Annotated in this window: 16 protein-coding genes; all 16 read right to left on the reverse strand. The window is 30.8% G+C overall.

Translation table 11 applies throughout. The features are described 5' to 3' along the window. Positions 1-221 (reverse strand): hypothetical protein (locus ACJAX4_RS17090; protein ID WP_435790655.1); only part of this gene is annotated, 221 nt, incomplete at its 3' end. A gap of 379 nt (positions 222-600) precedes the next feature. After that, positions 601-1,473 carry a type I restriction enzyme HsdR N-terminal domain-containing protein gene (locus ACJAX4_RS17095; protein ID WP_435790670.1) on the reverse strand — a complete coding sequence of 291 codons (873 nt, stop codon included), beginning with the start codon at positions 1,471-1,473 and terminating at the stop codon, positions 601-603. Beyond that, entirely contained in the window at positions 1,449-1,619 is a 171-nt protein-coding gene (locus ACJAX4_RS17100) for a hypothetical protein (protein WP_435790656.1), read from the reverse strand. Before ACJAX4_RS17100 ends, ACJAX4_RS17095 begins: the two co-directional genes overlap by 25 nt. Before the next feature lie 370 nt (positions 1,620-1,989). Next, positions 1,990-2,361: a nuclear transport factor 2 family protein gene (locus tag ACJAX4_RS17105; RefSeq protein WP_435790657.1), complete on the reverse strand. Its 372-nt coding sequence runs from the start codon at positions 2,359-2,361 to the stop codon at positions 1,990-1,992. Between the two features lie 542 nt (positions 2,362-2,903). Further along, positions 2,904-3,509 carry a phosphoribosylanthranilate isomerase gene (locus ACJAX4_RS17110; RefSeq protein WP_435790658.1) on the reverse strand — a complete coding sequence of 202 codons (606 nt, stop codon included), beginning with the start codon at positions 3,507-3,509 and terminating at the stop codon, positions 2,904-2,906. 91 nt (positions 3,510-3,600) lie between these two features. Then, positions 3,601-4,539, reverse strand: a complete 939-nt coding sequence (locus ACJAX4_RS17115) for a carbohydrate kinase family protein (RefSeq protein ID WP_435790659.1) — start codon at positions 4,537-4,539, stop codon at positions 3,601-3,603. A gap of 467 nt (positions 4,540-5,006) precedes the next feature. Next, positions 5,007-5,408: a bleomycin resistance protein gene (locus ACJAX4_RS17120; protein WP_435790660.1), complete on the reverse strand. Its 402-nt coding sequence runs from the start codon at positions 5,406-5,408 to the stop codon at positions 5,007-5,009. A 74-nt stretch (positions 5,409-5,482) separates the two neighbouring features. Then, the gene (locus ACJAX4_RS17125; RefSeq protein ID WP_435790661.1) at positions 5,483-5,929 is read right to left on the reverse strand and encodes an HIT family protein; all 447 of its coding nucleotides are present in this window, start codon (positions 5,927-5,929) and stop codon (positions 5,483-5,485) included. Positions 5,930-6,083: 154 nt separating this feature from the next. Beyond that, on the reverse strand, positions 6,084-6,482 hold the full coding sequence (locus tag ACJAX4_RS17130; RefSeq protein ID WP_435790662.1) for a GNAT family N-acetyltransferase: 399 nt from the start codon (positions 6,480-6,482) through the stop codon (positions 6,084-6,086). 772 nt (positions 6,483-7,254) lie between these two features. Next, complete coding sequence (locus ACJAX4_RS17135; protein WP_435790663.1) at positions 7,255-7,434, reverse strand: hypothetical protein; 180 nt, start codon at positions 7,432-7,434, stop codon at positions 7,255-7,257. A gap of 18 nt (positions 7,435-7,452) precedes the next feature. Continuing rightward, entirely contained in the window at positions 7,453-8,229 is a 777-nt protein-coding gene (locus ACJAX4_RS17140) for an N-acetylmuramoyl-L-alanine amidase (RefSeq protein WP_435790664.1), read from the reverse strand. Positions 8,230-8,231: 2 nt separating this feature from the next. Continuing rightward, a complete protein-coding gene (locus ACJAX4_RS17145) occupies positions 8,232-8,687 on the reverse strand; it encodes a phage holin family protein (protein ID WP_435790665.1) in 456 nt (151 codons plus the stop codon). Between the two features lie 441 nt (positions 8,688-9,128). After that, positions 9,129-9,689, reverse strand: coding sequence for a hypothetical protein (locus ACJAX4_RS17150; protein WP_435790666.1), 561 nt, complete (start codon positions 9,687-9,689; stop codon positions 9,129-9,131). 335 nt (positions 9,690-10,024) lie between these two features. Continuing rightward, positions 10,025-10,771, reverse strand: coding sequence for an EFR1 family ferrodoxin (locus ACJAX4_RS17155; protein WP_435790667.1), 747 nt, complete (start codon positions 10,769-10,771; stop codon positions 10,025-10,027). A gap of 50 nt (positions 10,772-10,821) precedes the next feature. Then, positions 10,822-11,859, reverse strand: a complete 1,038-nt coding sequence (locus tag ACJAX4_RS17160; RefSeq protein WP_435790668.1) for a serine hydrolase domain-containing protein — start codon at positions 11,857-11,859, stop codon at positions 10,822-10,824. Between the two features lie 129 nt (positions 11,860-11,988). Then, on the reverse strand, positions 11,989-12,222 hold the full coding sequence (locus tag ACJAX4_RS17165; protein WP_435790669.1) for a hypothetical protein: 234 nt from the start codon (positions 12,220-12,222) through the stop codon (positions 11,989-11,991). Positions 12,223-12,369 lie beyond the last annotated feature (147 nt).

The following is a 12,369-nucleotide window of genomic DNA, read 5'->3' on the forward strand; positions in this document are numbered from 1 at the left end:
TTAATTTCATAGAGCTTATCCAATCCATTAATTACACTCTGGCACTTATACACAAGCATATTGTTGCCTGCTAGCTTTTCTTTATCTACACAAATAACTTTATCTATTTTAACGACAGAATTGCTCTTATCCTCATTCGTAATTTTAAATCTTACAGGATTTATATTACCTTTTGTGTCTGTCCATGCAACCATTTCTATTTGCTTTGCTATAACTTTCATGTTATCCCCTCCAAAACATATGTTCGTATATATTATACAACAATTTACTGGAATTGGAATAGGTAAAATAAACCAATAGTTTCACTTAATTTAAAAAGACACACCATCACCTCATTTGAAGGATTGACATGTCTAGTTTTTGTTATACTTTATTTGATTGACGAAACAATTTCATAGGGGGTGTAATTTTGAAAATAATAATAGTCTTGATACCCATATTTGTTAGATTTTATATTAGTTGCAATTGAATATATTAAATCTAAATTAGATAATTTCGATGAATTAAATGCTGAAGATATAAATAATATACATTGCTTTATTTCAGATACACACAAAAACACCTAAAATAAATTAGGTGTTTTATAATGTTACAGTATTATTAAAGCAATTTTTTAGCTATATCTATTATTTCGTTTTCAATATCATATAGATCGTCTATTGATTCAAAATTATAAGTAATTTCCCCCACTTCATTATCATAAGGTAAACCTATCTCCATCTTATTTTTCATATATAACTTACATATCCATCTTTCCAAATCATTTTCTATTATTACTGCAAAGTATGTTTCCTTATCAATGAAAGTTATATATTTAGGGGCAATAATTTTTCTTATTATTGATTTTATTATATAAAAAGACTCTATTTCAATTTGAGTCATTGTAGTTGGTTTATCTATGCTTTCGCTTTCAATATCTGAACTAATATTAGAGTTTTGTTTGTTATCAATGAGTAAGTTTTTTAAGGATACTTTTGTATATTGTCTAAATGTATCAACTAATGCTTTAGTCTTTCTGCCGTTTTGCATTTCACCCAGTATATAATTAACAAAAGCATCGCTTGGTTTCTTGCTTTGAGAAATAATTAGTCGCTTTATTTTGCTCAAATATCTCAATTCTGAAGCAGATTCATATATTTTATCTACATTAAAATTACTCTTTGTATATTTATTAATCTCAATAATATTTTCATCATTCAAATCTAATATGTTAAATTCGAAAAAACTTTCTGTATCCATAATATTTTTCTCGTATAAATCAGTATAAAATATGAAAGTAAACCCATTCGTCAGCATCCCATACTTTGCCTTGCTAACGGCAAAATATCTAAATAGTTGAGAAACATTCCTTTTTAAATTTTTATCCAGACAATTTTTAACTTCTATAAGCAAAACTGGACTTAACTCATCCATAATGACATAATCAATTTTTTCACCCTTCTTTATACCTACATCCGTGGTATATTCTGGAATAAATTCTTCTGGATTAAAAAATCATATCCTAATATATGAAAAAAAGGCAATACTATAGATGTTTTAACTGCTTCTTCAGTTTGTATTTTATCCTTTATTTTCATTATTCTAGTTGAAAATAATTTTAGTTCTTCTGCAAAATCCATAAATACACTTCCTTTTATTTTTTCTTGTTGGCTTTCAGCTTTCTATGGAATTATTCTACGTATTTATTGAAATTCCTTTTTTTTGGGTCATGTTTTAAGTCTTTTCAACGCTTTGTCAACACCTTTTAAGTATATTTAGTATTTATTGTTTAAAATTCATATATCACCAGCACAGATAATAACAACTGTCGTCATTGTTTGCTAGTTCGTCATAAAATACATTTTATTATACCATAATTGCCATAATTAAGTGTATTCATAATTCTTTTAAAATTAGCAATAGCTCAAAGTGAAAGTAACACAATTACCATTGTGTTACTTTCACTTTGGCTATTGTTTATTAATCACAACCACATATTCCATTCTATTTTTATTTATAAGGATAATAGTGTGGGATTTTCGATTGAAATTCTTTTAAGCTTATAATATGATTATCATCACTGAATTCAATAAGTGATATACCATCAAATTCCCCAATAGATCCATCATATTCACACTTGAAATACCATTCAACAACTGTTGTATTTTCTTGATGAATAAACTGTTTTATATCCCATACTAGTACTGTCCCTCGTTTGTTCCAATCTTCAAACCATTTTTTAATAATTTCTACTCCACGGTATTCAGGACCATAACATTCACTATAGATTGATTCTGAATAAAATGTTTCTTTTAATACTCTCACATTTTTATTTAACCAAGATTCAAAATAGTTTTTAATAATTTGTTCCCGTTTAATCATTAATTACACCTCTTAAAAATATATTTTACAATTATGACTAATGCTACATATTTAATAATACCATAACTACCATAAATCGAGTATAGTTAAAATCCTTTTGAAATTAGTAATAGCCTCAATGTGAAAGTAACTCAATTGGTATTGTGTTACTTTCAGAATATCAATGTGCGCTTAATAAATCAAACCCATATCATTAGATATGGGTTTGATTTACTTGTGTCGACATATAAGAAAATTGCGAAGTAACTCAACTTCATATTTTATTAAAAACTCCATTGTTCATTTGAAATTATTTACTTTTTATCGGATTATATCTCATTAAATAATGTGTTTCTGTTTCACTATATTTACAAAATCCAAATCGTTTGTATAAATTCTGTGCAGGATTAGACTTAAATACTTTTAGATGAAAGATGCGTGTTTTCAGAAATTATTACTAAATAATAATGTGCCTGTAGGTTTTTTGCCTATGATGAACTGGATGATAAAATTGAAGGCATTTCTGCCTGACTATATGTACTGTAGCACTAATAAATCTCATTTTATAAACCCAATTCTTCAGAAATCTTATCTGCTCTTTCACAAAATTCTTTTACTTTTGGAATGTCTTTTTCCATTACACCATCATTGTATTTATGGCTTGTCTTAGTTAAAGAGTCTACACCATAAGGTTTTACCTGTTTGATACATTCTTCTACATTGTCCGGTCCTAAACCTCCCGCAATAATTACTGGGATATTTACAGATCTAACAATCTCTGCATCAATGTTCCAATCGTGAGTCATGCCGCTTGCCCCGATACCTGTATCTGCTGCGAGTCCTGAATCTGTTAAGATATAATCACAGAATTTTGCATACTCTTTTGCACGTTCTACAGCTTTATGTCCATCCACAAGAACAGCCTGCATAAGTTCAACACCTGGGCATTCTTTATGTAATCTTTGCGCGAATGCTGCATCAGCTGTAAATTCCATACCCGCAATATGCAGAATATCCGGTTTTACTCTTTTTGCGATGAAAATCATTTCATCAGGGTCTGTACTTAGCATGATAGCTACACATTTTACACCACGGTTTTTTGCCTCATTGAAGATACGGTCCACAACATCAAATGGTACACGATGAGCTGGTACGCCACCACTCTGCATTGGTACCAGGCCAATATGGTCTGCACCAGCATTCATAGTTGAAACACTTTCATTGTAATTTACTAAAGAATAGATTTGATTTTTCATATTTTTACACCTCTCCAGAAAATTTTTCTGCTCTTTCTATTATATTTTTAATACTTAAATTTGGAGATACCGATTGAGTAACTTCCACAGTTAAACTAGCTGCTGCCTGGGCCAATATCCCTACTCTTTTTAATGGCATTATATTATTATACTGAAAACGTGCCCATGTAATCGTCGCCATATTACAATCACCGGCTCCATTTACGCTTACTACATGTGAATTTAAAATTGGAATACAATCGACTTCTCCTTCTCTTGAACACAAAATTCCCTTTGATCCTAGAGATATAAAGACATTCTTCACTCCCTTTTGATGTAAAACTCTGGCTGCTTCTTTAGCGCTTTCAGTATCAACAATTTTTACTCCAGATAAAACACTTGCTTCTAATTCATTTGGTTTAAAAGTATCAATCTTATCTAAAATATTTTCAAATCTGTTTACTTTGGCAATAGAAACTGGATCTGCAAAAATCGGTACAGTACAGTGGTTCGCAAGCCACTCGATAGATTCTTTTGGAATATTCCCATCAAGCACACAAATAGAAGCTCCGTTAATAAAGTTTATACGTCTCTCCAAGAAATTAGGAGTAATATTTTCTGTAATTTTCATATCATTAACCGCTGTGACCATATCTCCTTTTTCATCTGTGACATATAAATAAGTCGAGCTTTTGGTATTAGGAATGCATTTAGCATAATCTAATCGAATATCATACTTTTTACACTCCTCAAATAAAAATTCCCCAAAATAATCATTTCCATAGACTGTTACCAAATATGTAGGCACATCTAACTTCGATAAATTTTGAGCAATATTTTGTCCAACTCCACCTACTGTCATCTGAATGTCTCCGATATTTGAATCATTTTCCCGGTATACATCTCCACACAAGCCTGCTATATCTAAATTCAGCCCTCCTATGACTACTACATAATTATTCATTAAAATCTCTCTGCCCCCTTAACAACAATCCTTCAAACCTTTTATTCTCCTTTAATTTTATATTTAGAATTATATAAAAAAAAACTTTGAATATATTTTACTTAGGTTCTTAGATTTCAAAAGTTAATGTACCTTGATGAAAAATGTTTTTCAATCCATCCCAATTTTGAAATCCCCCCTATCAGTCCCATGAACATCTACCTATACTAATTCATTGAGTATATATATGTTTATTCGCCTTGTATTAGTTTCGTCTTTATATATAATCCTCCTACATTACTTTAAGGTATAAATAGTTAGCAATATATAACTAGGACGTCATATACCCATTTTCCTATAACTTTCATTTTTCTAACTATTAATTATAGACATAACCTGTCCAATTCATCTGATTTGTTATGTCGAACTTTATGAAGATTCCCAATTATGATAGCTGATTAATCAAACTATACAAATTCATCATAATCTCATTTGCTTTCAGTTTGTGAAAATCTTAATAAATAGCCATCAGGGTCTTGAAATAGAATCTCTTTTTTAACAATAACTTCGTCATCACATTTATATTCACTTTCCACAATGTCTCTAAACAGAGCTATATTATTTTGCTTAAGGTTATATGCAATTTTAGATACATCGTCTGTAGCTATTTGAAAATTTACACCTCTGCCAAAGGGACATTTCAATTCGCCTGTATTCCAATGTCCATTAATCTCTTCAAGCATAACCTGTGCTTCACCATAAGAAAGAAATGCAAACTTATCTTCTACCCTTTCATATTCCAAATGAAACCCCAATATATCTATATAGAATTTTTTTGACTCGTTAACACTGAATACAGATAATTCTGGAATTAGTGCGTTAAATCTCATGTGAAATCCTCCTATTTTACCATTGTGACGTAATTTACGAATATTAAGTATCACACAATTACTTCGCTTAATGCTTATTTTGAACGTAGACGCACAATTTCATTTTTAATCTTTTCTTTCAATTCTTTTCTCTGCTCCTCATTCGGTCTTGTAGATTCATCAAACAATTCCTCATTTGACAATTGATATACCGAACTAATTATAGGAGTATCACCTTTTACTCTCGGATATAAATGCCAATGAATATGATGACATCCATTTCCAAGTAGTTCATAGTTCATCTTATCAGGCTTAAATATATTAGAAACAGCCTCCGCTACTATAGACATTTCTTCAAGATGTTTAATTTTAAAAGAATGTTCTAAGTTGTGTAATTCAGGACCATGCTCTTTACAATTGAAAACGGTATAGCCCTTGAACCTCTGAAACCATCCTAAAATTACATATCCTGTTTCAAGTTCCATAATAAAATATGGGTCATCCTTAATGCTTTTTTGCTTTTCACACATTTTACAACTCATTCTATAACCTCCTACACAAAATATTAATTATCTTCAGTTCTCACTTTTTTACTATTACACAACAACTTTAAGAAAATTATACCATAACTTACTACTTTTTAAAGTAGGTGAGTTATACAATATTTAAGAATGTTACGTACTAAAACTTCTAAATTTATAAACGATAAAAATGATTATTCTCATTATATATAAATCCAAATTTTTTATAAAAATTATAAAGATCCCCTTTTGCTATTAGACCAACGAATGCTTCTTCTAAGCAATTCATTTTGATATAATCCATTATTTTTTCCATAATTCTAATACCAATTTTTTGTTTCTGGAATTTAGGTGATACGATTATGTCGTGAACATAAAAAACTGTTGCTCCATCTCCTACAACTCTTCCAAATCCAACAAGTGAGCCTTCACATTCAACACATAAACAATAGCATGAATTGCTTATTCCTTTTCTAGTGACTTCTATATCTAATGTCCCCCAACCAACTTTTTTTCTTAACTCAATATATTGATTTGTATCTGGTAATTTCTTACTGATTACAATATTTTTCATAAATTTTCCTCCAAGGTAATACGTGTTTTCTTACGATGTCGTCTTAACTAATAGTAATTATAGCATATTTTTATATGTATAATTATCTTTTATTTGTAAAACGTGGTAAATGTTTTTATTTTTTCAATACCGTATTATTCAATTTTCAAAGACCATTGTTCGTGTTTTCAATTTCAATAATTGCGTCGTCTAATTCTCATAAAATACATTTAATGTCATCAAATATAGATTTCAAGACATTTAATAATCCCAGTACTAAATAAATAGCACTGGGATTATTAATGCAGCTAGAGTCAATGTTGCTGCTACTGATATAGCCATATCCAATTTTATAAAACTACTTTCAGCTTTTTGCATTGCAATTACCTCATTTGTTTTTCTGGATTATTGCCTGCTAATATAATTTTTTTTCAAAAAAATAATCATTAAATGAATATAAAAATATTTAAAAAAGCATTAATGCAATCTAACTATTATTATATGGAACTAAGTACCTCTAGTCCTTGATATTACTCAATAATAAAGCTAATTTAATTAAATTTAATTTAAATGTTAACGGGATGAATATTTAAATATTAACAAAATGATTAGATAAATATTCACGATTTTTTAATAGGGTAAAAATATAATTTTAAATGAGGTATTTAAAGGCTTTAAAACACGTTGCTCCATATAATAACTATTAGATTGACCTTATTAAGTCTTGAAGAAAAATAAATATACAAAAAATAAAAAAAGACCTCAAGGATTTCTCCCTGAGGTTCTAACTATACTACCAAACTATGTTTTCTTTTGTGATACTTCTTAAGACTAAATTAACAACACTCAATGCCATTACTTGTAGCTCTGGTGTAACAATTTCTTTGCCTGTTATAGTTTGTGCCATAACTGCAACTAGAGCAATAGCATTAACCCATATTATTTTACTTAGATACCATTTTTTATTTGTCATAATAATTCCTCCTAAAATTTATTTTATTCTTGTGCAAACTCCATTGACGGTAAAGTCTAAATGTCCATCCGCTGTTATTGCGGTATATATGGACCTAGATTGATGGGTTATGATTCTTCCATCTGCTGCGTGCTCTATCCATCCCCCACCGCTTAGTAACGTTATATTAGGTCCAATTGGTGGAATTAAATTATTAGCAGGAACAATGAAGGGTTTAACTACTACTTTAGGTGCTTCTTGTTTTACATTTATACTTAGATAATCTAAAACACCATGAGCAACTTCTATTCCTAATATCTTTAATTCAGCTTCTGTGTCTACAAATTCTACATCCTTAGAATCTAAAAATGCCGGTTCTAAAATTACTGCTATGGCCTTGGTAGAGCCTAACTCAGTATAGTAATCCCTTTTAACGTCTTTGGTACCTTGCCTAACTTTTACATATTGTCCATGTGCATTTTGACCAAGTGCTGATATTTTCTTGGATATGGATTCAGCAAGTTTTTTACCCTCTGTGGAATGTATTGAATGGTATATCTCGCACCCATCCCCTCCCCCTGCATTCAAATGAAACGCTAGATGTATTTGTGCATTATAGTTATTAGACATGGACACTAAGCCACTAAGGCTTATAAATCTATCATCTATCCTAGACATTTTTGTTTCTATATATTTGCTTAATTCACCCATGCAAGCTTTTCCATATATAAGATTCATGTTTTTTTCGATAAATCTACCCGATGTGGCTCCTGAATCTTTTCCACCATGTCCAATACTTCCAAATGTTTTATCCATAATTATTTTCCCTCCTTAATTTCTTTATTTTCACTTTTTCTTTTTAATATATCTATTGCATTAATTACCGCTGGAGGTAAGTCTATACCCATTAATCCTGCATTTTCAATTAATGATATACACTCATTTGACATAAATCCTATTATAGCTGCATTTCGAATGAAGCCACCCGAACCCAAAACAATATCCACTTGATTTATTACAACAATAATTAAAAATATAAAAGCCTTTTTTACTAGGCCTTTAAACCCTGCATTGCTCTCTGCACCGCCTGTTTCTGTTTTGGGCGAATTTTTAAAGATTAAAGCTACTACTAATCCTGTGAAGTAATCTGCTCCTGCACATATAATTAATGCTATTAAAAGCTGGTCAGCTCCTCCTAACGCACTTGCCATAGTTCCGCCAACTAGTCCAATACCTATACAAATACTATTTTTAATGCTAATTAATTTATCCATTTTTATACCTTCTTTCATTTATATTTTTAGATACCAAAAGACACCTTTTCAGGTGTCCTAATTGTACTATTAAATTATTGTAGTTAAGTCGTCATAGTTTCCTAAGTCGTCACAAGTAAAAATGCCACAAATTTTTATTATTTGTGACGTCTTATAGTACTATTTCTTATATCCTTTGAGATACTCGATTAATTTTGTAGTTTTATCCATGAAGCCAATTTTCGAACCTATATACCCGGATATTATGAACAATATTGAACCAACAATAAGCCCCAAAATAACAAAAATAAAAATACCTAACATCCCCTTTCAGTTTAAATTAATTCGTGAAAAATCACCATTACGTAGTGTTATTTGTTTTAAAATTAGCCTATTCTTAAGAAAGCTGTTAATATTATGGTAGTCTTTAAAGGAATCTAATCAACGCTTACTATTAATTAGCTACTTATATAATTTGGGCATTTGATTTATTCCAAACGAGCACACTTTCCACTTACCATCTTCTTTTACTAGTTCTACAGCTCCTTTAGATGTGTCTGCTTGTTTGGTTTTACCATCTGAAGATATAAAATCAAGTTTAACTTCGTAACGATATCTTACTTTATCATTATCTTTATAATCTTTATATACGTTTTCGCCTAAAGTAATGTCTGTAACTTGTGCTGTATAATTATCTCTGGAACATATCATTGCAGTTGCAGTATTATGTTGATTATATATAATAACTTCATACCCCTCTTTTGTAATTAAAGGCAGTATGCTTTTATCTATTTCCTTCAATCTTTCACGGACTGCCTCATAATTATATTCTTGACTTACATCCCCAGTAATCTCTGGCATAGGTGCGTTATAAGCAGTAACTTTTGCTTCATCTACGTTATATATGCCGCTAGTAAACTCTTTGGCAACTCTTTTAGTGTCACTTTCATTGGAGCTACTGCACCCAACTAAGGCTAATGTAACTAAAGATAGAACACAAAATATTCTTATTGCTTTTTTCATAATTATTACCCCCTTTTTTAATTTTAACAACTATTATTTGATGAACAATAGTTTACAAATGTGCACTAACTCTTATGTAAATTATACCATTAATTAGTATTAATCAAAGAACTTAACACAAAAGGTAGGGATTTTGTGTTGGTACAATTCTATGTCACAAAACTACCGATTTTATGCTTTGTGATATCACAAAAGTAGAGTAGGCACTTATGTGACAGGTTTGAGTGGTAGATGATAGCATGTTATATTTGGAAATATATGTATTGCGGCTGTTTTTTGTACGAATCGTTGCCGTACCCCGATAACTGTTTCGCAATGTGAAGTATGTTTAAATATCAATCAAAATTTAAACGAAAAACTTCTTTTCCATTGAGATTAAAAGCATTCTTTGGACAATGGTGAACACATCGCATACAGCTATTGCAAATACTATGATCAATCATCACCTTTCCATCTATCATTTGTATCGCTTTGACAGGACACTTACGAATACAAATACCGCATCTAACACATTGATCGTGATTAATGCCAATCTTTTCACTTGTTGTAGTCCATATCTTTCGCCCTTTCGATATACCTCTCATCCAATCTGATAATAATGGTACTCTAGGCCAGTGTCTCTTCCCATTTAACATCTCTTTGACAAAATTTCCAGCACTTTTAATCGCTTTCGTATTTTTTTTAATTCCTTCTTCAATGTTCATCTTTTTAGCCTGCATACTGCTAGTCATTTTGACTTCAAGTGCAGCAACACAATCATAGCCTTTGGCTTGAAGAACTTTTTTCACTGGACCAACAATGCCACCAGAGAACTGTTCCATCGTATCTATCATAAATATTTTCTGCCCTTGTGTTTTTGGTAGCCCCTCAATAAATTCCCATACAATCGGAAAAGTTGATTGTATGGCTACAGGAAATAACAATCCTACATATTCATACTTTTTAAGATTCACATACTCAACATCTTCAATTCTCTCAAGTTCACATTTATAATCAAGTTTTTCAAATATATCTCTCACTTTAGTTGCAACTTTAAATGTGTTTCCAGATCCTGAAAAGCAATATAATATAACCGTTTTCATTACATACACTCCCTTGCTATAGTCGCATTTTTTTACACATACGACATTGTTTACATGGTAGACATCATATCTTCAGCCACTTTAAATGCCATACGACTACCCTCATCACGATTACATAAAACGGTACATACAATTTTACTATTCGGGTAATAGGCACTTCTGAAGGATACTCCAGGGTCTCCACCCATGATGTGGATTTTCATAACACTATCATTCAATGTGTCTAACCATACGCCATACCCATATGAAACACCATTTTCTCCAGTTTTTATTTGTGGGCTAAACATGGCTTGTATACTTTGAACTGAAAGAAGTTTTCCATTTAACAAAGAATCCCAGAATAAATACATATCACTTGCAGTAGTGTATGCACCTCCATCTCCACCACCAATTATAGGCACAGAATAAATATTGGTTTTTAACCCACCCTTTCCATTGTCTGTATAACCAATTGCAGTGTCCCCTGGAAGACTGTCCATCGAAAAATAACCGCTATGGCTCATCCCACATATATCAAAAATATATTTATGAATGAACATCGAAAAATCCATGCCTGAAATCTTTTCTATAATCATAGAAAGTATTACAAATCCACCATTGTTGTACTTGAATCGATACCCTGGTTCAAATTCCATTTCTTTATCTTGAAGTAATCTCAAGAAATCATCAGGTGATTTCATCATATACATGGGAATGCTTTCCCATACTTTGGCATAACCATCTTCATCAATTTCCTCATCAAAATAGTCACAAAAGCCTGATGTATGGGTAAGTAGATGGCGAATAGTTACCGAATTATTCATGCTTGGGAAGTAATTTGGCAAGCAATCTTTAACCGATTGATCTAATGATAATTTCCCCATTTCTACTAATTTTAATATTGCAATAGCTGTAAAAATCTTGCATCCAGAGGCTATTGCAAATCTTGTATTTATATGGTTTGGCATATGTTCACTTATATTAGATTCTCCCATAACTTCTTGTACAATGGTTTCTCCATTAATCGAGAGTAATATGACCCCAGAAAAATCGAGGTTCTTATTTAATATTTGTGATTTTATAACATGAGCATCCATTATTTTTTTCACTGCCTTTCTAAATTGTATTATAAATTTCTAACAGTTGTTCATATAACGTAGATTAATGATTGATGAATCATTTAAGAACAAATCGACATAAATATATATTCAAATTATCCTCGATACTTCACCAATATATTACTCAGATAATATTAATTCATTGTTTACAAAAATTCTGCAATGAACTTTAAATATACCACCAAGTGAAACCTTTATTGTTTCACCACTTTTCAACTGTCCCCAAAGCCTTGACCTACCAACAATACCGACTTGCTCATCCTGCAATTCATCATTAATATACAATCGTTCGCCACCAATTGTATTCTCAACTACAATGCTATGTCCACAATAATTAGTTTCCCACTTTTTCATATTTTTTACCTCCTCAGATTATATGATAGTGTAAACACTATCTTTGTTTTTATATATCTAAATCCTTGCTATTGCAAGGGTTTTAGCTGTTTTTAACGTAAAAAAGCAATGACCCCCTCTTTTCTGATATAATTGTTGTATCTAACT

Origin of the sequence: Clostridium sp., from assembly GCF_051278035.1 — a bacterium.
GTDB lineage: Bacteria > Bacillota > Clostridia > Clostridiales > Clostridiaceae > Clostridium_AD.

Bases quoted from the DNA above. Each gene is read 5' to 3' on its own strand.
- ACJAX4_RS17100 (WP_435790656.1), bottom strand. From the start codon at position 1,619: ATGGATTTTGCAGAAGAACTAAAATTATTTTCAACTAGAATAATGAAA.
- ACJAX4_RS17125 (WP_435790661.1), bottom strand. From the start codon at position 5,929: ATGAGTTGTAAAATGTGTGAAAAGCAAAAAAGCATTAAGGATGACCCA.
- ACJAX4_RS17115 (WP_435790659.1), bottom strand. From the start codon at position 4,539: ATGAATAATTATGTAGTAGTCATAGGAGGGCTGAATTTAGATATAGCA.
- ACJAX4_RS17110 (WP_435790658.1), bottom strand. From the start codon at position 3,509: ATGCAGAGTGGTGGCGTACCAGCTCATCGTGTACCATTTGATGTTGTG.
- ACJAX4_RS17165 (WP_435790669.1), bottom strand. From the start codon at position 12,222: ATGAAAAAGTGGGAAACTAATTATTGTGGACATAGCATTGTAGTTGAG.
- ACJAX4_RS17135 (WP_435790663.1), bottom strand. From the start codon at position 7,434: ATGACAAATAAAAAATGGTATCTAAGTAAAATAATATGGGTTAATGCT.
- ACJAX4_RS17120 (WP_435790660.1), bottom strand. From the start codon at position 5,408: ATGAGATTTAACGCACTAATTCCAGAATTATCTGTATTCAGTGTTAAC.
- ACJAX4_RS17155 (WP_435790667.1), bottom strand. From the start codon at position 10,771: ATGAAAACGGTTATATTATATTGCTTTTCAGGATCTGGAAACACATTT.
- ACJAX4_RS17140 (WP_435790664.1), bottom strand. From the start codon at position 8,229: ATGGATAAAACATTTGGAAGTATTGGACATGGTGGAAAAGATTCAGGA.
- ACJAX4_RS17105 (WP_435790657.1), bottom strand. From the start codon at position 2,361: ATGATTAAACGGGAACAAATTATTAAAAACTATTTTGAATCTTGGTTA.
- ACJAX4_RS17150 (WP_435790666.1), bottom strand. From the start codon at position 9,689: ATGAAAAAAGCAATAAGAATATTTTGTGTTCTATCTTTAGTTACATTA.
- ACJAX4_RS17130 (WP_435790662.1), bottom strand. From the start codon at position 6,482: ATGAAAAATATTGTAATCAGTAAGAAATTACCAGATACAAATCAATAT.
- ACJAX4_RS17145 (WP_435790665.1), bottom strand. From the start codon at position 8,687: ATGGATAAATTAATTAGCATTAAAAATAGTATTTGTATAGGTATTGGA.